18 protein-coding genes are annotated in these 21,505 nt (G+C 64.0%); 10 read left to right on the top strand and 8 right to left on the bottom strand.

All coding sequences use genetic code 11. The features are described 5' to 3' along the window. Window positions 1-109 precede the first annotated feature (109 nt). The 6 genes from CFR78_RS03855 to CFR78_RS03880 form a co-directional block, all read right to left on the bottom strand. Window positions 110-676, bottom strand: coding sequence for a phosphatase PAP2 family protein (locus tag CFR78_RS03855; RefSeq protein ID WP_051672178.1), 567 nt, complete (start codon window positions 674-676; stop codon window positions 110-112). A 175-nt stretch (window positions 677-851) separates the two neighbouring features. Further along, a complete protein-coding gene (locus CFR78_RS03860) occupies window positions 852-2,177 on the bottom strand; it encodes a cytochrome c (protein WP_007399505.1) in 1,326 nt (441 codons plus the stop codon). Then, a complete protein-coding gene (locus CFR78_RS03865; protein WP_034933356.1) occupies window positions 2,170-3,807 on the bottom strand; it encodes a GMC family oxidoreductase in 1,638 nt (545 codons plus the stop codon). The genes CFR78_RS03860 and CFR78_RS03865 overlap by 8 nt, the downstream gene beginning before the upstream one ends. A gap of 17 nt (window positions 3,808-3,824) precedes the next feature. Then, the gene (locus tag CFR78_RS03870) at window positions 3,825-4,445 is read right to left on the bottom strand and encodes a sorbitol dehydrogenase family protein (protein WP_223846523.1); all 621 of its coding nucleotides are present in this window, start codon (window positions 4,443-4,445) and stop codon (window positions 3,825-3,827) included. 681 nt (window positions 4,446-5,126) lie between these two features. Then, window positions 5,127-5,942 (bottom strand): FTR1 family iron permease, encoded by an 816-nt coding sequence (locus CFR78_RS03875; RefSeq protein ID WP_034927582.1) that lies wholly within the window; start codon window positions 5,940-5,942, stop codon window positions 5,127-5,129. Between the two features lie 2 nt (window positions 5,943-5,944). Next, on the bottom strand, window positions 5,945-6,286 hold the full coding sequence (locus tag CFR78_RS03880) for a cupredoxin domain-containing protein (protein ID WP_172459725.1): 342 nt from the start codon (window positions 6,284-6,286) through the stop codon (window positions 5,945-5,947). Between the two features lie 209 nt (window positions 6,287-6,495). Here CFR78_RS03880 and hmpA point away from each other — a divergent pair, with 209 nt between their 5' ends. The 9 genes from hmpA to CFR78_RS03930 all read left to right on the top strand — a co-directional run bounded on the left by hmpA (window position 6,496) and on the right by CFR78_RS03930 (window position 17,457). Then, the gene (gene hmpA / locus CFR78_RS03885; RefSeq protein ID WP_034927639.1) at window positions 6,496-7,701 is read left to right on the top strand and encodes an NO-inducible flavohemoprotein; all 1,206 of its coding nucleotides are present in this window, start codon (window positions 6,496-6,498) and stop codon (window positions 7,699-7,701) included. A gap of 283 nt (window positions 7,702-7,984) precedes the next feature. Beyond that, entirely contained in the window at window positions 7,985-8,686 is a 702-nt protein-coding gene (locus CFR78_RS03890) for a glutathione S-transferase (protein ID WP_034927586.1), read from the top strand. 86 nt (window positions 8,687-8,772) lie between these two features. Next, on the top strand, window positions 8,773-10,395 hold the full coding sequence (locus CFR78_RS03895) for an ABC-F family ATP-binding cassette domain-containing protein (protein WP_034927588.1): 1,623 nt from the start codon (window positions 8,773-8,775) through the stop codon (window positions 10,393-10,395). Between the two features lie 118 nt (window positions 10,396-10,513). Further along, window positions 10,514-12,892 (top strand): heavy metal translocating P-type ATPase, encoded by a 2,379-nt coding sequence (locus tag CFR78_RS03900; protein WP_051671987.1) that lies wholly within the window; start codon window positions 10,514-10,516, stop codon window positions 12,890-12,892. An 83-nt stretch (window positions 12,893-12,975) separates the two neighbouring features. Beyond that, window positions 12,976-13,317, top strand: coding sequence for a metal-sensitive transcriptional regulator (locus CFR78_RS03905; RefSeq protein ID WP_007399494.1), 342 nt, complete (start codon window positions 12,976-12,978; stop codon window positions 13,315-13,317). Between the two features lie 89 nt (window positions 13,318-13,406). Next, window positions 13,407-13,781: a hypothetical protein gene (locus tag CFR78_RS03910; protein WP_007399493.1), complete on the top strand. Its 375-nt coding sequence runs from the start codon at window positions 13,407-13,409 to the stop codon at window positions 13,779-13,781. Window positions 13,782-13,860: 79 nt separating this feature from the next. After that, window positions 13,861-15,759 (top strand): copper resistance system multicopper oxidase, encoded by a 1,899-nt coding sequence (locus tag CFR78_RS03915; RefSeq protein ID WP_034927598.1) that lies wholly within the window; start codon window positions 13,861-13,863, stop codon window positions 15,757-15,759. Next, complete coding sequence (locus tag CFR78_RS03925) at window positions 15,756-16,685, top strand: copper resistance protein B (protein ID WP_181417484.1); 930 nt, start codon at window positions 15,756-15,758, stop codon at window positions 16,683-16,685. The genes CFR78_RS03915 and CFR78_RS03925 overlap by 4 nt, the downstream gene beginning before the upstream one ends. A gap of 163 nt (window positions 16,686-16,848) precedes the next feature. Further along, window positions 16,849-17,457 carry a glutathione binding-like protein gene (locus CFR78_RS03930; RefSeq protein WP_034927604.1) on the top strand — a complete coding sequence of 203 codons (609 nt, stop codon included), beginning with the start codon at window positions 16,849-16,851 and terminating at the stop codon, window positions 17,455-17,457. Between the two features lie 132 nt (window positions 17,458-17,589). Here the strand turns inward: CFR78_RS03930 and CFR78_RS03935 are convergent, their stop codons facing one another. Further along, entirely contained in the window at window positions 17,590-18,138 is a 549-nt protein-coding gene (locus tag CFR78_RS03935; RefSeq protein ID WP_007399489.1) for a hypothetical protein, read from the bottom strand. Window positions 18,139-18,194: 56 nt separating this feature from the next. After that, the gene (locus tag CFR78_RS03940; RefSeq protein WP_007399488.1) at window positions 18,195-18,668 is read right to left on the bottom strand and encodes a GAF domain-containing protein; all 474 of its coding nucleotides are present in this window, start codon (window positions 18,666-18,668) and stop codon (window positions 18,195-18,197) included. A gap of 271 nt (window positions 18,669-18,939) precedes the next feature. Between CFR78_RS03940 and CFR78_RS03945 the strand changes: the two genes are divergently transcribed. After that, on the top strand, window positions 18,940-21,399 hold the full coding sequence (locus CFR78_RS03945) for a membrane-bound PQQ-dependent dehydrogenase, glucose/quinate/shikimate family (protein ID WP_034927640.1): 2,460 nt from the start codon (window positions 18,940-18,942) through the stop codon (window positions 21,397-21,399). The last annotated feature ends 106 nt before the right edge of the window (window positions 21,400-21,505 follow it).

Raw genomic sequence — 21,505 nt, forward strand, 5'->3', positions numbered from 1 at the left:
AACATCCTGCCATTACAGGAGAGGCTTTGGTCAGGCGGTTTAAAAAAGACGACACCAAAAAGCTTTTACCGCCTGTCAATATACTGTTTTCAGACAGTCTCCGGGTAAATCAGTCATGCAAAAGGGCTTCGGGGCCAAAAAGGCTCCGTATCGTACCCTCAATCGCCAGATGGTGTCCGTGGAACAGCCAGGCGATACATCCCACGCAGAGCAGCAGATACACCCATAACAGGCGTGGCACCGCCCCACATTGACGTCCGGTCAGGATTCCGCCCGTACAGCCCACGATCCCTCCCGTCACGACTTCAAACAGCGTATGGGCGTGCAGGGACAGGCGTGTCAGGCCAATGACCAGCGCCAGCCCCAGCACGGGCACCGGCATGAGCGCGGGAAAACGGGCAAACCATTTTTGCCCCAGCACAAGCAGCAGGCCGCCATACACCACGCATGCCGATGCAACATGGCCGCTGGGGCTGATGATGGGCACATGGGCAAGCCACGCATAGTACAGGCCCGCAATCTTGAGAAGCAGCATGCCAGCCAGCACAAGGCAGGCCATGCCCGTCCATACCACCGCCCCCCGCCACCAGCCGCGCAGGGCCATGACAAGGAAACCCGTCGCCATCACCGGCAGGATAACACCCTGATCTGCAAAATCGGTGATGAAACGCATCATGATGAAAGGACCACCCTGCCTGTCCAGCCCGCCAGGCCCGGATCATCCATGCCGAAGCGGGACAGGACAACGCTCCGCCCCCATGCATATCCTTCATCCGGCACGCTGGCACGGTTTACGCAGCACGTCCGGCCCCGCTCCGCCGGTGCCCGTTACGGGCACCGGCAGGATGGCTTCAGGGTGTCTTGGGCAACTGGGCGCGCATCTTTCCCACCTGCTCGGCGGTTACCCCGTGGTCGCCGCTGCCAAAGGTGGCCGTCACGTAATTGACCAGACTGGCAATTTCCGCATCGCTCAGGCGCTGCACGTCAGAATTCCCGTCAAACCCGGGCATGTGAACATGCAGCGTGCCCGTGGTGCGGTCCACACCGCTGAGGATGGCCATGATCAGGTTGTCGGGACGGGCCGACCCCACGACCGAGTTGTGGAACAGCGACGGCGCATAATGGTCACTGGTACCTGCCCCGTCGCTGCCATGACAGGCGGCGCAGTTGCCATCATAGATATGCGCGCCATCCATCTCGTCCAGGCTGTCGATGCGGGTGAGCACGCCGGTGCGGATATCGGGGGTATCCACCGCCTTGCCCACCTGTTCGCGCGGGCTGTGCTCGACCGCGTCATCCTTGGCCGGAACCTGAAGGATATAGGCGGCCAACGCATGCAGGTCCGCATCGGTCAGGTGGCTGGTGCTGTGCTCCACCGCCTCCCCCATCGGGCCTGCCGCCTGGCTCAGCCCATCGACATGACCGGTCTGGAGATACTGGACAAGATTGTCCTCGCTCCAGTTCCCGATGCCTGCCGTCTTGCTGGACGTGATGTTGGGCGCATACCAGCCCAGCAGCGGCGCACCGGCAAGGTAGCTGTCTTCCTTCTCGCTCAGCATCATGTTGCGCGGCGTGTGGCAGGTGCTGCAATGCGCCAGTGCGTTGGCGAGGTACTTGCCCCGGCGCAGCTTGTCGAACGTGGCGGAATCGCCCGTCTCGGGCGGTACGGCCCCGGCCACAAGGTTCCACGCCGCCATGGTTATGCGCAGGCTGGCGGGAAAGTTCAGTTCGGTCACCGGGGGCGATTCCGCCACCGGCTTCACGTCATGCATGAACCAGGCATACAGCGCCTGCACATCCCCGTCCGTCATGCCGGAATAGGATACATAGGGCATGGCGGGATAGAGACGGCTGCCATCACGGCGGATGCCGTGGCGCAGGCTCTTCTCGAAATCCTCTTCCGTGTATCTGCCAATACCATGCTCGGGGTCGGGCGTGATGTTGGTGGTAATGACATCGCCCATGGGCGTGCTGATGCGCAGGCCACCGGCAAACGGCCTGCCGCCCGGCGCGGTATGGCAGGCCACGCAGTCCCCCGCCGTGGCAATGTATTCACCCCGGGCCAGCAGGTCGGCCGAAGGCTGCTCATCCGCCCGTGCGGATAGCGGGGACAGGCAGGTAAGTGCCGTGCCTGCGGCCAGGACCGACCACAGGATCTTGCGTGTCACATCAGGCATGAGCGAGTTCTTTTTTAAGCGTGTCGGCCACGCGCAGGGCAAGGGCCGCGACCGTCAGTGTGATGTTGCCGGTTCCAACCGATGAAAAGACGGAAGAACTCGCAATGAACAGGTTTTCATGGTCATGCGTACGACAGAAACCATCCACCACGGAATCCTTGGGGTCGGTGCCCATGATGGTGCTGCCGGCGGGATGATCCTGCGGGAAGTAGCCCGGCGTCCACTGTTCGTCGGTTCCGTGCATGAGCCCGATGAGGTCACGGAACAGCCCGCGCGTGTGCTCGCAGCTCTTAACCGTGTATTCCGGCAGCTTGTAATAGACCTCGGGGTGCGGAATACCCAGCATGTCCTTGTGCGTGGCGCTGAGTGTCAGCCGGTTCTCCGGGTCCGCCAGACCTTCGTTATGGCTGAACAGCCGCACGGTATGGGAGGCGAGATAGCGGATCTGCTCTTCAAGCTCGCGCCCGACATATCCCTTGGAAATGGCAAGCTGCGTGGCCAGGTCAACCTGGTTGTCATCGACCATGTGCACGAGGTACGCGCCACGCTCGTTACGCCAGTCACCATCGCGGAAATTGTCGATCACGTTGGTCTCAAGCGGGCCACGTCCGGGCCACAGCGCCTTGTCGCCACTGATGAAGCTTACCTGCACGCCGGTATGGTCCATCATGTTCCGGCCCACATGGCCCGAACTGTTGGCAATGCCCGCGGGGCTCTGCTCGTCAGCGGAAACAAGCATCAGCTTGGCGGTCTCGATGCAATGGGCGGCAATAACGAAATACTTGCCGGTCACGCGGTGTGATCCCTTGTCGGGATCATAGTAATGCACCGCCGTCACGCGCTTGTTGGCGCTGTCACGCTCGATCCTGTACACCACGGCGTTGGGTACGAACTTCGCCCCCGCCGCCTCGGCATGATAGACGGAGTAGCTGCCGTTATACATCGCCCCGATCGGGCAGATCGGCATGCAGTTGTTATGCCCCTCGCATGTCGGGCGATTGTCATAGGGGCGGGTATTGCGGGCCTGCGGTTCATGCACGACGCGGTATGGCGTCTTTTCGCTGATCAGCTTGCGGAACTGCTGCGCGGCATAGGAAATGGGCAGGGCCTCCATCGGATAGGGCTGCCTGCGCGGGGAGCCGAGATCCTCCCTGGCGGGGTCCGGGCCGCAGACGCCCATCATCACCTCGGCCTGGTAATAGAACGGCTCCAGGTCATCATATTTCAGCGCCCAGTCACGCCCCTGGCCATAGCGGGTCTTCAGCTCGAAATCGGATGGCAGGTACCGCCACGCGCAGCCCGCCCAGTGCCATGTCGTGCCCCCCATCATGCGCAGATAGACCTGCTGGTAGGCCTCCGCATCGGGGCCGGTGGTGTGCAGGTAATCGTTGGGGGTGACCTGATCGGGCGGATGACGCGCCCAGGGCACTGCCGGGAACGGCCCCTGATAGGAGGGCTTGTTCTCGAGGTTGCGGAAATTCTCGACAAAATGCTGGCGGTCGACGCGGGGGCCAGCTTCCAGCACAATGACGGAAATACCCGCGCGCGCCAGTTCATTGGCAATGGAACTGCCCGCAACGCCGGAGCCGACGATCACGACGTCGGCTGAAAGGTCTTGGTCGGAAGGCATGGAAATGCTCCGGAATATCAGGTGGGTTCTACGACAAATTTCGAAGGCGAAAGGGCTGGCTCACCCTTGGGCAGCGCCACTTCCGGGGGCGTCCGGGTCCAGTAGAACGGACCACCTGCCGCGTATGTCTTGGGGTAGATGGCATCCTTGGTGATGTCGAACATCAGCGCGGAGCGGTAGACCACGACCTTCTGGTCGGCAACGCCACGGTACCAGCCGGTCATGATCTCGTGGATGAGGTCCTTGAACGCCGGGTCGGCCTTTTCGGCGGCCCTGGCCAGTTCACGCGCGCTGCCAAACGTACTGCCGCCCATCAGGTCATGCAGTTTCTGGATCTGGTCGTGCCGCTGGGGCGTGGCCCGCACGATGCCCGCGTAAAGCGCGTGGCCGATGCGGGGGTCAAGCGCATCACGATCGGTCAGGCGCTGCGAAAGGGCCATGAACTGCGCGACCCCCGCATCATCGTCTGCCGGGGTGGTGGCGGCGGTTCCCCTGCCCGCCCCCATGGTCAGGGCAGCGGCCCCCATGGCGCCAAGCAGCATGTCACGGCGCGACATGCGCAGTGCGCGGTTCATCCGGGCTGCATTGGGGGTGGAAAGATGGATACTGGTAGGAAAACAGGGCCGGTCTGCAGCCATCTGGCGTCGCCTCTCATGCGCGTTGGTCCAGCAGGAATGCCGGGATACAGGCATGGCCGTGCGGGATGCAATAGTGCATCCATCGATACCGTTAGCGAATGCGGTCCTGCAACCTTTTATATCCCTATATCAATGTATGACAGCCTTACATTTATTAGACATAATCGGGATTATGTAGTATATCCCATATATAAAATCCTTATTAACATAATATATCAGGAATTTTTTGATTTAATAGAAAGTATATATTCGTATATATCAATAATATACTATGTAAATACCATAAATTCCGGGAATCATGATCATGGAATCATAAAAAATTAAAATAAATTAATGAAATTGCGGTAATGAATTATTTCTCCAGCGCCCCGGATCAACCAGACCGGCCAGATATATCATTTTTGCTGAATACAGTTATTTACATAAATAATTCATGAACCCGGAACCGTAAACCAGTCCATCCGGCACCTCCGGACATGCTCATTCCGTAACCACCCTGCTGCCCGGCCCGTCCGGTCAGCAGGGCGTGAACAGCCATGCCCTGTTCCAACCGGACGGATGGAAGCGCCTGTCCGGCTCCATCACGTATGAAGCCGGCCATGGCGTGGTCATGCATACCGAACCCGTGATGGAGACAACAGCCCCGGCATGCCCGTCCATATCATGCCGTGGCCGTCGCCATTACGGGCGGGCGGGCTGCCGGCGGGCAAGCCGGGTGGCAACGGTCATGACCGCCAGTGTCCCCCCCCATGCCATGAGCTGGATGCCCATGGGCCGGTCGGAATAGCCAAACAGCGCCTTGGCCGCACGGCCCAGCATGCTGCCATCGGACAGCAGCCACGACGTATCCCATATTTCGTAACCGAAGGCGGGCAGCAGGTCGTCACCCGCCAGCAGGGCCGCCGCCTGGCTGGCCATGCCCGCGGCCAGGAAGGCGATCAGCAGCCCGGTCACCGCGAACAGCCGGTGCAGCGGAATCACGATCAGCCCGCGATACAGCAGCCACGACAGGGCGGCACCCGCCGCAATGCCCAGCGCGCCGCCACCCAGCATGGCCAGCGGGCCGGAATGGGTGGAGACGGCAATGCCATACAGGAACAGCACCACCTCCACCCCTTCCCGCAGCACGGCCACGGCCACGACCACCGCCATGGCGGTCAGCGAACGCTCGCCAGAGACAACCTCGGCCCCCAGCGCCTTCATGTCGCCCGCCATCTCACGGCCGTGACGGGTCATCCAGATCGTGTGCCACCCCAGCATGACCACCGCGATGCACAGGATGGTGGCGGAAAACACATCCTGCCCGTTACCCGAAAGGGCGGCCGACAGGCTTCCGGCAAAGACCGCGACAACGGCCGCCCCCACCACGCCGGCGGCAATGCCGCCCGCCACCCAGCGGCCCCGCCCCGCAATACCCTGCGTCGCGGCCAGCACGATCCCGACAATAAGCCCTGCTTCCATGACCTCACGGAAAACGATCAACAGACTGCCAAGCATGATCAGGGCTCCTGTGTTACGGTTACGGTGCCCGTTGCCTGATCGGGATGGTAATCATCAAAAAACTTGTAGGTGCCGGGATGCAGCGGACCGGCATGCACCGTGATGGTGCCGCCGGACACCACGATCTTCTCGAACTTCAGGTCATAGCTCTCGAATTCGTCCGTCGTGTCATCATGGTTGTCCAGCACGATCAGGAAGCGCTGCCCGGCGGGCACGCTGAAATGGTCCGGCGTGAAATGATGGTCCCGCACTTCCAGATGCACCGGGTCCTGGGCCTGGGCATGCGGCACGAACGCGCATGCGGCAAGCCAGAGGGAAGACACAACACTCACGTAACGCATACGGGACACTCCTATCGTGCGGCGCATATTATGCGACTGATTATTACTGTCAAATATATGCGGAAGCGACGCCGGGGCACCCTTTACATTAATGCAATCCTTACATGGGAATTATGCGGGGTTCTGCCCATCCTTAAAGATATGCGCCGTTGACATCTTTTTGAGACGCCATTAAGGTATCTTGATTATCTATCTTTATGGAGCATATCGTGGCCTCACCCCTTGATGACCGGACCCGCGGCATCATCCGCGCCTGCGTGCCCGCGCTAGAAGCCCATGGCCTGGCAATCACGACGGAAATGTACCGTCGCCTGCTGGCCAATCCCGCCATCCGTGACCTGTTCAACCTGTCCCACCAGCAGAACGGCGAACAGCCCCGGGCACTGGCCCTGGCGGTCCTGGCCTATGCCCGCAACATCGATAACCCTGGCGCGATGGCCGGCGCGGTCGAACGCATTGCGGAAAAGCATGTCGGGCTGAACATCCTGCCCGAACATTATCCTTATGTGGCCGATGCCCTGCTGGGGGCCATTGCCCAGGTGCTGGGCGATGCCGCCACGCCCGACATCATGGATGCCTGGGGCAGGGCCTACTGGTTCCTGGCGGATATCCTGATCGGGCGTGAGGAGCAGATCTACGTGGCCCATGCCGCCGCACCGGGTGGCTGGACGGGCTGGAGGCCCTTCAGCGTGCGCCGCCGCACGGTGGAGAGCGGGACCGTGACCTCCTTTGAACTGGTGCCGACCGATGGCCGGCCCGTCATGCGCCACGCGGCGGGGCAATCCCTTGGTTTCCGCCTTGATGTGCCGGGGCATGGTCCGGCGCGGCGCAACTACAGCATCTCCTCCGCGCCGGGAGCCGATGCCTACCGGATCAGCGTGCGCCGCATTGACGGTGGCGTGGTATCCAGCTGGCTGCATGACAGCGTGCGCGAGGGAACGGTCCTGCAGGTCTCCGCCCCGGCGGGAGACTTCACGCTGGGCCATCCGGATACCGCGCCTGTTGTCTTCCTCAGCGCCGGGGTGGGGCTGACGCCGTTCATGTCCATGCTGGGGGTGGTGGCGGCGGGAAAGACACCCATCCGCTACATTCACGCCACCCGCAGCACGGAAACGGAAGCCTTTGGCATCCCCGTCCGTGACCTTGCGGCAAAGGGCAGGCTGGATGCGGATATATTCTATACCCGTCAGGCCCCGCAGGGCGTGCCCCCGACCCCGAACGTGACCACCCATGCCGGGCGCATCACGCCGGAATGGCTGAGCGGGCAGGTGGACCCAGCCGCGACCTATTATGTCTGCGGCCCCGACGGCTTCATGCGCGACATGGTGACAGCCCTGCGCGCGGCGGGCGTGCCGGACGGCCAGATCCGCTACGCGTTCTTTGGCCCGGCGGATGATACGGCGCTGATGGGCTGAAAAGCCGTCTGGAAACGGAAGTATCCAGGTGCCTCCTGCCTTCGGGACGGGTGGCGCCTGCGGATGCTTTCCGCAAACCGCCTTGCCGGACCCTGCTCCATGATCCGCGGGAGCGGCCCACGTCTCAATCCGGTGGCGGGCGTGAGCGCCCCGCATGCGCCACCAGCAGGCTGCAACCCTGCGGCGGGCCGCGCCTTCTTCCTGTTATCCGGGTCGCATCATGGAAGGCCCTCCCGGCTTTCCGGCAGGACCCGGGTCACACCCGCAGGGAAGGGCCACCGCAATGCTGACCGTACATCATCTGGACAATTCCCGTTCACAACGGGTCCTGTGGCTGCTGGAAGAACTGGAACTGCCCTACGACATCCATTTCTACAGCCGCGACCCGAAAACCATGCAGGCGCCACAGTCCCTGCGCCGCATCCACCCGCTGGGCAAGGCCCCCGTCCTGACCGATACCGATGGTGACGTGACGCTGGCCGAAAGCGGGGCGATCATTGAATACGTGCTGGCCAGATACGGCCATGGCCGACTGGAACCCGCACACGGCACGCCCGCGCATACGCGCTTCATCTACTGGCTGCATTATGCCGAAGGCTCGGCCATGCCGCCACTCCTGCTCAAGCTGGTCCTTGGCCTGCTGCCCGGCCGCGTGCCGTGGCCCCTGCGGCCCTTTGCCGCCCTGATTGCAGGGGGCGCGCTGACAAAGGCCATCAATCCGCAGGTCAGGCTGCACATGGATTACTGGGAACAGAGCCTTGCCGCCAGCGAATGGTTTGCAGGACCCGAATTCACGGCCGCCGACATCCAGATGAGTTTCCCGCTGGAAGTGGCCGCCGCCCGCGCGGGGGCACTGGCCGGTCGCCCCCATATCGGTCCCTTCCTGCGCCGTATCCATGCCCGTCCCGCCTGCCAGCGCGCCCTGGTCCGGGGCGGGTCCTATGCCTATGCCACGACGGGGAATGCCCCCGCCGCCACGCGCTGAACGGCGCCCCCACGGCGGGCGGGCATGGTTTACGCGGCACTGTGGTTTGTATTAAGTGCGCCGACAGCCCCAGCCCCCGAGGTTCCATGATTCGTCTCGACACCATCAGCAAGCATAACGGCCAGCGCCTGGTCTTTATCGAAGCCTCGGCCGCCCTGCAGAAGGGGGAAAAGATCGGGCTGGTCGGCCCCAATGGCGCGGGCAAGACCACCCTGTTCCGCATGATCACGGGGAAGGAGGAACCCGATGAGGGCCAGATCCTGATCGATCGCGGCACCACCATCGGGTTCTTCAGTCAGGACGTGGGCGAAATGGCGGGCCGCAGTGCCGTGGCCGAGGTAATGGAAGGCGCGGACGCGGTCTCGGAAGTGGCGGCCGAACTGGCCACGCTGGAAAACGCGCTGGCCGACCCCGATCAGGCCGACCGGCTGGAAGAAATCCTTGAACGCTTTGGCGAGGTGCAGGCCCGCTTCGAGGAACTGGGGGGCTACGCGCTTGATAGCAAGGCGCGCGAGGTCCTGCACGGCCTTGGCTTCAGCCAGGAAATGATGGATGGCGATGTCAGCCGCCTGTCGGGCGGGTGGAAGATGCGCGTGGCGCTGGGCCGCATCCTGCTCATGCGCCCCGATGTGATGCTGCTGGACGAACCCAGCAACCATCTGGACCTGGAAAGCCTGATCTGGCTCGAGCAGTTCCTGGCGGGTTATGATGGCGCCCTGCTCATGACATCACATGACCGGGCGTTCATGAACCGGGTCATCAACAAGGTGATCGAGATCGATGGCGGCAGCCTGACCAGTTTCTCGGGCGATTACGAGTTTTACGAACAGCAGCGCGCCCAGAACGAAAAGCAGCAGCAGGCCCAGTTCGAACGCCAGCAGGCGGCACTGGCCAAGGAAATCAACTTCATCGAACGCTTCAAGGCCCGCGCCTCGCACGCGGCACAGGTGCAGAGCCGGGTCAAGAAGCTGGAAAAGATCGACCGTGTGGAGCCACCCAAGCGGCGGCAGGCGGTCAGCTTCGAGTTCCCGCCCGCGCCGCGCTCGGGCGAGGACGTGGTCAGGCTGCGTGGGGTGGACAAGCGCTATGGCAGCCGCGTGATCTATCAGGGGCTGGACCTGCTGGTGCGCCGGCGTGAGCGGTGCTGCATCCTGGGGGTGAACGGCGCGGGCAAATCCACCCTGCTCAAGCTGGTCACCGGCACGACCGAACCGGATGCGGGCACGGTCACGCTGGGGGGCAGCGTGAAGATGGGCTATTTCGCCCAGCACGCCATGGACCTGCTGGATGGCAACCGCACGGTGTTCGAGACGCTGGATGATGCCTTCCCGCTGGCCAGCCAGGGTTCGCTGCGCGCGCTGGCGGGCAGTTTCGGCTTTTCGGGCGATGAGGTGGAAAAAAGCTGCCGCGTGCTTTCAGGCGGTGAGAAGGCACGGCTGGTCATGGCACTCATGCTGTTCGATCCGCCAAACTTTCTGGTACTGGATGAACCGACCAACCATCTGGACATTGCCACCAAGGAAATGCTGATCACCGCCCTTGCGCAGTACGAGGGCACCATGCTGTTCGTCTCGCATGACCGGCATTTCCTTTCCGCCCTGTCCAACCGGGTGCTGGAACTGACACCCGACGGCATCCACCAGTACGATGGCGGCTATACGGACTATGTGGCGCGCACCGGGCAGGAAGCACCGGGGCTGCATGCCTGATGGCCGACGGCACCGGCAAAGGTGGTAAAAGGCGAAGGTGGTAAAATAAAGCGTCGCCACCCTTGATAATACCATAGGGGGGTATAACCTCATCAGGGCACGCATACGGAGCGGACCCATGCCCCAGACCCTTGCTTTCCCAGTTGGCGGCATGTCATGCGCCGCCTGCGCCGCGCGTATTGAAAAAGTCCTCAACCGTCAGGATGGGGTGCATGCCAGCGTCAATTTCGCCACCGGCCGCGTGCAGGTCACGCTGGACACGCCTGCCGCCACACCGCAGGGGGTGGTTGACGCCATCCGCAAGGCCGGGTTCAGCGTGGGTGAAGACAGTATCGACCTGTCCATAACCGGCATGTCGTGCGCCGCCTGCGCGGCCCGTATTGAAAAGGTCCTCAACCGCCTGCCCCTGACACAGGCCAGCGTGAACCTGGCCACCGGGCGGGCGCATGTCGTGTTCGTGCCCGGCGTGACCGATACTGCCACCCTGATCGCCCGCATTGAAAAGGCAGGCTATGGCGCGAAACCTGTCGGGGATACGCCACAGGCCGATCCGCGTGCGGAACGCGCGCGCGAATGGCGCGCGGCATGTCGGGCGTTTGGCCTGACCCTGATCCTGTCGCTGCCCTTCTGGGTGCAGATGGTGCTGATGCTGTCAGGCTCGATGCACATGATGCCCGGCTGGCTGCAATGGGCGCTGGCAACGCCGGTGCAGTTCTACTGCGCGCGCCATATGTACCAGCGTGCCTGGAGGGCGGTGCGTGGCGGGGGGGCGGACATGGATGTGCTGGTCGTGCTCGGCACCAGCATCGCCTATGGCTTCAGCGCCGTCGTGGTGGCGCTGGGCCTGCGCCAGCCGGTCTATTTCGAGGCCAGTGTGGCGATCATCACCCTGATCTCCCTGGGCAGGCTTATGGAAAACCGGGCGCGCAACCAGACCGGCGCCGGGCTGGAGAGCCTGCTGCGGCTCCAGCCCCAGATTGCCCATGTACAGACGGGGGACAGCGTGGTGGACCGGCCCGTAGCAGATGTGCGGGTGGGTGACGTGTTCAGCGTGCGCCCCGGCGAGAGCATTCCGGTTGACGGCCGCGTCACGCAGGGGACATCGGAAGTCAGCGAAGCCATGCTGACGGGCGAGAGCCTGCCCGTGGTCAAGCAGCCCGGCAGCATGGTCTATGGCGGCACGACCAACACAACCGGCACCCTGTGCGCCACCGCCACCGGCGTGGGGCATGACACCGCCCTGGCCCATATCGTACGGATGGTGGAACAGGCCCAGGGGTCCAAGGCCCCAGTGCAGCGGCTGGTTGACAGGATTGCCGGCATCTTCGTGCCGATAGTGCTGGCCATTGCCTTGGTGACCTTCGTGGCGGGCTGGCTGGTTACGGGCAGCGCGGGGTGGAGCCTGGTATCGGCCGTGTCGGTACTGGTCATCGCCTGCCCGTGCTCGCTGGGGCTGGCAACGCCCACGGCCATCATGGTGGGCACCGGGCTGGGCGCGCGCGCGGGCATCCTGTTCCGCAATGCCGATGCACTGGAACAGGCCCGGAAGCTGACCACCCTGATCGTGGACAAGACCGGCACGCTGACACAGGGCAGGCCCGGTGTCAGTGATGTCATACCCGCACCCGGCGTGACGGAACATGCCCTGCTGGCCATGGCCCTTGCGCTGGAACAGAATTCCGAACACCCGCTGGCCCGCGCCATCGTGGCACATGCGGTGGCGAACGGTGCCCGGGCGCAGGCGGTCACGGATTTTGCGGCCATACCCGGCAGGGGGGTTACCGCGCGCGTGGACGGGGTGGCGGCGTGCCTTGGCGCGCCCCGTTTCCTCGCGGACAGCCACATCACGCCGGATACCACCGTGACCGGGCGGCTGGAGCGGGAAGGCAAGACCACGATCGGGGTGGCCGCGGGCGGGCGGCTTATGGGCTATATCGCCCTGTCCGACCAGTTGCGCCCGGATGCGGTGACAACCGTCCGCGCGCTGAAGGCCGCCGGGATCAGGGTCATCATGCTGACGGGCGACAACCAGCACACGGCGGAAGTGGTGGCCCGCCAGGTGGGCGTGGATGACTACCGCGCGGGCGTGCTGCCCGCCGACAAGGCGGAAGTGGTGCAGAAATACCGGGCCGAAAACGCGGTCGTGGGCATGGTGGGCGATGGCATAAACGATGCCCCCGCCCTGGCGGCGGCGGATGTGGGGTTTGCCATTGGCGCGGGCGCCGCCATTGCGCTGGACACGGCCGATATCATCCTGATGCGCAGTGAACTGGTGAGCGTGCTGGATGCCATCTCGCTTTCACGTGCCACCATCGCCAAGATCCGCCAGAACCTGTTCTTCGCCTTCATCTACAACATACTGGGCCTGCCGCTGGCGGCTTTCGGCCTGCTCAACCCGATCGTGGCGGGCGGGGCCATGGCCATGAGTTCGGTCTCGGTCGTCAGCAACTCGCTGCTGCTCAACCGCTGGAAGCCCACCCCCCGCCCCGGCACCTGAAACCCCGCTGTACGCAGGGGCATGCGTGGTATCGGACGGGATACGCTGCTATCGTGCCGCGACACGAGCCAGGAAAAGGGTGCATGGCAAAAAACGGACAGACGGCAGGAAAAGCCGCGGACTGCGCGCGGTGCGCCCCGCAGCCGGACACGAAAAAGGTCGAACAGCCCCACAAGCGGGCCCTGATCAACCGCATGCGCCGCATTGAAGGCCAGATGGGCGGCGTGCTGAACATGATCGAGGATGACCGTTACTGCGTTGATATCCTGACCCAGGTCTCGGCCATAAAGGCCGCGCTGGACGGGGTGGCCATCCAGATCCTGTCCAGCCATGCCAGGGGCTGCGTGCGCAAGGCCGTGCTGGAAGATGGCGGTGACGAGGTGATGGATGAACTGCTGGGCATCGTGCGCAAGCTGATCCGCTGATCACGGTGGAAAAAATGCTTCCCCCATGCCCCCCAAGGGTATTATAAAGCCGTGTCTGCACGTAGCCCCTCTGTGCACGGGAGCCCTGAATGGTCAGGACACATGGCCGGATCTGGATTGGTCTGCTGACCTGGCTGCTGGTGCAGGCCGGGCTGCTGGTCGGTTCCGTGCCCCTGCCCGCACAGGCGCATCCCGCCCTGATCGCCTGCACACACACAGACCAGCCCCAGTGCATGACACCCGCAGCCCATGCCGCCCACATGGCCCATGCCCACCATGGAACGCCTGCGGGCGGGCAGTGCTGCCATGTCCATGCGGGCACCGATATACCCTCCCCCCCCACGGCCTGCCTGATCAGCCACCCTGTCAGGGTTACGGGGGCCTTCATGACCCCGGCACAGGCCCATCACGCGGGCCGCGACTGGCTGCCCCCGCTGCGCCCACCCAAAACCCGGATCGCATAGACGCCACAAGGCGTGCTCCATGCCCCCGCTGGCCCATAGCCATTGCGGGTTCTGACAGCCCTGTTTTCCGGATTTTCCCATGCACGACCGCCAGCGCACGCGCGCGCGCCTGACACGGCGCCGCTTCGTGACGGGACTGGGCGCGGGTGGCCTTGCGGCCGCCCTGCCCCGTCCCCCATCCGCCCATGCCAGCCCCACGGGCACGGTTCCCGATACCCCCCGTGCCGCATGGAACCTGAATGTGGGCCGCACCCGCATCGAAATCGACCACAAGGTGCTCCATGCACCATGCGTGGACGGCGCCGTGCCCGGCCCGATCCTGCGCTGGCGGGAGGGCGATACGGTGGCCCTGACCGTTACCAACACGCTGCGTGACGAGGATACCTCCATCCACTGGCATGGCATCCGCCTGCCCTACACCATGGATGGCGTGCCCGGCCTGAGCTTTACCGGAATCCCGCCGGGCCGGAGCTTCACCTACCGCTTTCCCGTCAGCCAGAGCGGTACCTACTGGTACCACAGCCATTCCGGCATGCAGGAGGCACAGGGGCTGTACGGCGCGGTCGTGATCGACCCCCTGCGCCCCGACCCGCATGCCTGTGCGCGTGACTACGTGATCCTTCTGTCCGAATGGACGGATGTGTCGCCCATGGACATGATCAGCAACCTCAAGATGCAGGATGACTATTACGTCTTCCGCCAGCGCACGGCCGCCTCCCTGCCACGGGAGGCCCGGGCGGCGGGCGGCCTGCTGCCCGCCCTGAAGGACCGGCTGGCCTGGTCGCGCATGCGCATGGCGGCGACCGATATTTCGGACGTGACCGGCATCATTTACACCTACCTGCTGAATGGCCATGCGCCCGACATGAACTGGAGCGGGCTGTTCCACCCCGGTGAGCGGGTGCGGCTGCGCTTCATCAATGCATCGTCCATGACCTTTTTCGACATCCGCATACCGGGGCTGGAAATGCTGGTGGTGCAGGCGGATGGCAATGACGTCGAACCCGTGCCGGTGGATGAATTCCGCATCGGGGTGGCGGAAACCTATGATGTGATTGTCCAGCCACGCGGCAACGCGGCCTACACCATCTTCGCGCAAAGCGAGGACCGGACCGGCTACGCCCGTGGCACGCTGGCCCCCCGGCCGGGCATGAGCGCCCCGATCCCGCCCATGGACCCGCGCCCGGTGCGCACCATGGTCGATATGGGCATGGGCGACATGAAACCGGGCGAAAGCATGAAGGACATGCCCATGCCGGACATGAAACCCGACCGCACCATGCAGCATATGGACATGCCGGACACGAAACCCGGCCACACCATGCAGGGCATGGACATGCCGCGCACGGAACCGGGCCATGCCATGGCGGACATGGATATGTCCGACATGCAAATGGACGACAGCATGCCGGACATGGACAAAGACCATGCCATGCCAGCGGACACGCCGCCGCTGGAAATCGATGATCCGGGGCCGCCGCCCCTGAATGTGGAAAACCAGAATATCGCCCGCATGCCCGTCGACCGCCTGGGCAGCCCCGGTGACGGGCTGGAAGACACTGGCCGCCGCGTGCTGGACTACCGGCAGTTGCGCGCCACCCGGCCCGGCACGGACCCGCGCCCGCCCTCGCGCGAGATCATCCTGCACCTGACGGGCAACATGGAGCGCTACATATGGGGCTTCAACGGCCGGAAGTTTTCGGAATCCGGGCCGATCCGCCTGAAGCATAACGAACGGGTGCGCTTTACCCTGATCAATGACACGATGATGGAGCACCCGATCCACCTGCACGGATTGTGGAGCGAACTGGAAAACGGACAGGGGGATTACCGCCCCTACAAGCATACCATCATCTCGCAGCCCGGATCACGGCTAAGCTATCTGGTCACCGCCGATGCGCCGGGCATGTGGGCGTATCACTGCCATCTCATGCTGCATATGGAACTGGGCATGTTCCGCACGGTAATCGTGGAATGAGGGGCCTGATCTACGTGGCGGCCATGCTGGTATCCGGCATGGGCACGGCCGCACTGGCGCAGTCCACCAGCCCGGCCAACGCCAACGCCAACGCCAACGCCAACGCCAACGCCAACGCCAACGCCAACGCCAACGCCAACGCCAACGCCAACGCCAGAAAACCTGCCATGGATATGACTGCCCGCAAGGGCACGCCCCACCAGGCCCCCCATCCTGCCGCACCCGTCTACCATGCCGCCGATGCCCCCACAGCAACGCCGGTGGTCTATCTGGGCAACATGAAGCCGGTCATGGACCATGCCCGTTATTTCCATGGCATCATGGATGAACTGGAAGGACGCTACGCGCCCGGTGGTTCCGATTTCCGCTGGGATGGGGAAGCGTGGTACGGGACCGACTACAACCGGGTCTGGCTCAAGTCGGAAGGCACGCTGGAGCGGGGGCGGCTGGGCGATGGCGATCATGAACTGCTGTACAGCCGTGCAATCTCACCCTATTTCAACCTGCAGGGCGGCGTGCGCGCGGATATTGACGATGGCCCGACCCGCACATGGGGCGCGCTGGGGGTGCAGGGGCTTGCCCTCTACCAGTTCGAATTCCAGGCCACCGCCTATGCCAGTGACCGGGGGCGGTTTGCCGCCCGGGTCGAGGGGTCATACGATTTCCTGCTGACCAACCGCCTGATCCTGCAGCCGCAGGCGGAATTCAATCTCTATACAAAGTCCGACCCCGCGCGGCAGGTTGGCGCGGGCCTGTCCGATGTCGATACGGGGCTGCGGCTGCGCTACGAGATATGGCGCAAATTCGCCCCCTACGTGGCCGTAACCTATTCCGGCTACCTGACCCAGGCGCGACGTATCGTGCATGACCAGCAGGGGGAGACGGGTTCTATGCGGTTCAGCTTTGGCATCCGTGGCTGGTTCTGACAGTCCCGTTCTGACACTCCCGCCACCCCGATGGGGGAAAGGCTGCCGCCCGGACCGGGCGGCTTCTCACCACCCGATCCCTGTGCCACCCTTCATCCCTGCCCGCCCGGGGGACAGCCCGGGGCGGCAGGGCGGACAGCCATGCCAATGGAAGGAATACACCATGAAGCTTTATTATACGCCGGGTGCCTGTTCTCTCGCGTCCCACATCATCCTGAACGAAACCGGCCTGCCCTACAGCCTGGAACGGGTGGACCTGAAAACCAAGAAAACGGCGGATGGTCAGGATTATCTCAGGATAAACCCGCGCGGCGCGGTCCCGGCGCTGGAAATCGCCCCCGGCGTGGTGCTGACCCAGAACGTGGCGGTACTGCCCTATATCGGCGCGCAGTCCGATATTGCCGCCCTGCACCCGGCGGCCGGTTCACTGGAACAGGCACGCCTGCTGGAAGCGCTGGGCTTCTGCGAGGACGTACACGCGGCCTTCGGGCCACTTTTCGCACCCGACCTGCCGGATGTGACGCGCACACGCATACTGTCCGTGGTCGCGCGCCGGATGGGCCAGCTTGAAGCCGAGCTGGCGGCGGGCACGGACGGATACATGCTGCCCACGGGATTCACGCAGGCGGATGCGCTGATTGCGGTCATCCTGAGCTGGGCGCCACATGTGAACGTGGATCTCTCTGCCTATCCGAAGGCCCGCGCCCTGCATGAACGGGTCTTTGCGCGGCCTGCCGCGCAGAAGGCACTCAGGGAAGAAGGGCTGGCCTGACCCTGTCCGGGCCGTGGCCTGACACGGGGCCATGCCCCTGTCCCGTCAGGCCACGGCCCGCGGAACCGGACCATCAGGCGGCCGCCACCGGCTGCCCGATGGCCTGCCCGGCCCAAGGAAACTGGCCCGTGCTTATGGCACCGCCACCACCATGATCTCGATTTCGGGGCTGCCAGCGGCACTCAGTTCAATGACGGAGCGGCCGGCGGGCAGCTGGAAATCCACCATCTTGCCAATCCCGCTGCATGCCGGTCCATGCTGGTGGTGAACGGATTCGGTCGTCTCTCCACCCCGCACCACTTCCAGCCATGCCTTCGCGCCCAGCATGATCCGGTATGTCCCGGCCTCGGGGGCCTGAAAAACCATCATGCCGCCAGTACTGCCCTGATCGCCCGGCTGCGCGGGCGCGCGCGCGTATTTCATCTCGCCTGCCGGGTGCAGGCGGGCCAGCACCGCACGGCCGGGCAAAAGGATCACGCTGCCCAGCCCCGCCCCGTCCCGTGCCGCCGCCACGGCTTCAGGCGTGGCCCAGCCGGACAGGTCATCGGGCAGTACCGTCCCCGCGCATGTGGCCGGGGCATCATGCGGCCCCGGTTCCGCCGCCATTACAGGGGTGGCGATCCCCCCCATGGCCAGAACCAGCAGGGCTGCCAGCGCGCCCCTTTTCGTACATGCGCTCATGATGTTCCCTTCTCTCTTCGCGCCAACCCTATTTTACAATATATGCACGGGTATAGTCATTTGTGGGGCAGGCTGCGTACCAGCAGCGCCACGACCGCTTCCAGCATGGCCTGATCGGCATGGGTGAAGCGGTCCCTGCGCGGGCTGTCGACATCCAGCACGCCCAGCAGCCGGTCCCCTGCCAGGACGGGCACCACGATTTCCGAAGCGGATGCCGCGTCACAGGCGATATGGCCGGGAAAATCATGCACGTCGGGCACGACCTGCGTCACCCGGTCGCGCGCGGCGGTGCCGCACACCCCCCTGCCGGATGCGATGCGCGTGCAGGCCACCCGCCCCTGAAAGGGGCCAAGCACCAGCTGGCCGTCCTTCCACAGGTAGAAGCCGGCCCAGTTCAGATCCGGCAGGGCCTCGTAGATCAGGGCCGCGACATTCGCCATATTGGCAATCAGATCGGTTTCCGTGGCCAGCATGGACGCAATGGTCGGCAGCAGGTCATCGGGCGCGAGGCGCCGGGTGGGGGCAGCCATGTATCCTTGTCCTCTTTCAGGTTCAGATCCGCTTCTGTGGGCATGACTGCCGTGCCGGGTCAACCGGGCCATCCCCGTGACCGCAGGGACCGGGGGAACTGTCTCATCCATGAGACAGGACCTGCCGTTTGAATCACATGCCCGTGAAATTCCCCGCAATCCATCTGGCGCCGCCTGCCTGCACCATGCAGTGCAGACACGCTGGCCGCATACGGGCATTGAGTCGATCATGTTCCCGCGGCCTATTGAAAACTTCAGAAAGAACGCAGGAATGCGAGAGGGTAAACAAAAGCTGTTTTCCATCATAACCTCAGCCCTGCTGGCGTTGGTGGGACTTTTCCTTTTCTTTGGCGGTGCCCAGCTTATGGTCCTGGGCGGGTCATGGTTCTATGTGCTGGCGGGCTGCCTTCTGCTTGCCGTGGCGGTGGCGGGGGTCAAGGCCCCGCAGCTGGCCATGCGGGTCTATGCGGCCTTTCTGGTGGTGGCCACGATATGGGCACTGACCGAGACCGGGTTCAACATCTGGGGGCTGGAGGTACGCCTGCTCGCCCCCATCGGTTTTGGCGCATGGATGCTGCTGCCATGGGTCTGGCGCTCCGGCGGGAACTGGCTGGCGGACAAGCGCGATATGCTGGGCGCGATCGGCCTGGCTGTCGTGGTGCTGGTCATAAGCTGCTTTACGTCCTATTCCATCGACGGCACGGTGCCTGATGACCGCATGGCGGCACAGGGGCAGGCCGACCCGGCAGCCGATGGCGTGGCCGATGCCGACTGGCAGGCCTACGGGCGCACGATGGGGGGCGACCGTTATTCCCCGCTGGCCCAGATCACGCGGGGCAATGTCAGTCATCTCAAGCGGGCGTGGGTCACGCGCACGGGTGATGTGGAGCAGGACGGCGAAGGCACGGTTGCAGGCCCCGACCAGGGGCATGAGTTCAACCTGGAAGTCACGCCGCTCAAGGTGGGTGACACGCTGTACATGTGCACCCCCCATAGCTGGGTCATGGCGCTTGATGCCACGACCGGCAAGGTCAAGTGGAAGTTCGACCCGCATCCCGATACGGCGGATCTGGCCAAGAACGTCTATCTGGCATGCCGTGGCGTCAGCTATTACCGTATTCCCGACGAGATCCAGACAAGCTGCCGCACCCGCATCTATTCCCCCGTGGCCGATGTGCGGATCGTGGCGCTGGATGCGGAAACCGGCAAGCCCTGTGATGACTTCGGCGACCACGGCTTCATCTCCATGCGCGCATATCTGGGGCATGTACCGCATGGCTTCCACTTCATCACCTCGCCCCCGCTGGTGGCCAAGAACCGCCTGATCACGGGCGGGTGGATTTTTGACAACCAGGCCAATTTCGAACCCTCTGGCGCCATCCGCGCGTTTGACGCCACGACCGGCGAGATCGCCTGGGCATGGGATGCCGGTCATTCCCCCGAAACGTGGAAACCCGGCCCCACCGATGTCCTGACCCGCGACACACCCAATGCATGGGGCGTCTATACGGCGGACCCGGCGCTGGGCATGGTCTACATTCCCACCGGCAACGCACCGCCCGACAACTGGGGTGGTTCGCGCCGTCCGTTCGATGATGCGACATCATCGGCCACCATCGCGCTGGATATCGTGACGGGTGAGCGGCGCTGGACATACCAGACCGTGCATCATGACCTGTGGGACATGGATATTCCCTCGGGTCCGTCCATGGTCGAACTGCCCGGCCCGAACGGCGAAAGCATTCCCGCTCTGGTGCAGAGCACGAAGCGTGGCGAATTCTTCGTGCTGGACCGCCGGACCGGCGCGCCGGTACCCGGCTATCCGGTTGAGGAACGGCCCGTGCCCACCGCAGGTGCCGCGCCGGATGACCGCGTATCGCCCACGCAGCCCTACCCCGCCGCCATGCCCAGCCTGACGCCGCCCAACCTGAAGGAAAGCGACATGTGGGGCGCGACACTGCTGGACCAGATGATCTGCCGCATCCAGTACCGTCAGTCGGCTTACGAAGGGCAGTTCACCCCGCCACATGTCGGCAGGACCACAATCGTCTACCCCGCATTCTATGGCGTGGTGGACTGGCAGGGCATTACCATTGACCCGCAGCGCAAGATCATGCTGGCCAATGCAAGCTACCTGCCCTTCCGCATCAAGCTGGAAAAGCGTCAGGGCCTGGAAGGCAAGGGCGTGCTGCCCAGGTGGAATGGCCAGGGCGAGGAACCGGCCGCCAAGGGAGATGCGCTATCCGTCTCGCCTGACTATGGCACGCCCTATATCGCGCTGACCAATCCGTGGCTGAACCCGCTGCAGATCCCGTGCAAGGGACCCGTATGGGGCACGATCACGGCCATCGACCTGGTTACAAAGAAAATCGTGTGGCAGCACCCCGTGGGCACGACCCGCGACACGGGCCCGTTCCGCACGCATAACAACCTGCCGCTGCCCACGGGCATGTACAATATTGGCGGCAGCATTGTAACCAGGGGCGGGCTTGTGTTCATGGGCGCCACGGCGGACGACTACCTGCGGGCATTCGATCTTGCCACCGGCAAGGTCATCTGGACCGACCGCCTGCCCGCGGGCGGCCAGGCAACGCCCATGTCCTACGAGATCGGGGGCAAGCAGTATGTCCTGATCGCGGCAGGCGGCCATGGGGGCCTTGGCACCCGCAGTGGTGACTACATCATCGCCTATACGCTTGATGGTGAAAAAGGCGCCGCCAGCGCACAGTAACCGCCGCGCAGGCACGCCAGGGGTGTCCGGTTCCGGCCGGCACCCCTTTTTTGCAGGCTGATGGATGGATTGGCGGGGATACGGTGGCCCCGTGGCTGATTACAAA

This window comes from Komagataeibacter rhaeticus, from assembly GCF_003207855.1.
Taxonomy (GTDB): Bacteria; Pseudomonadota; Alphaproteobacteria; order Acetobacterales; family Acetobacteraceae; genus Komagataeibacter; species Komagataeibacter rhaeticus.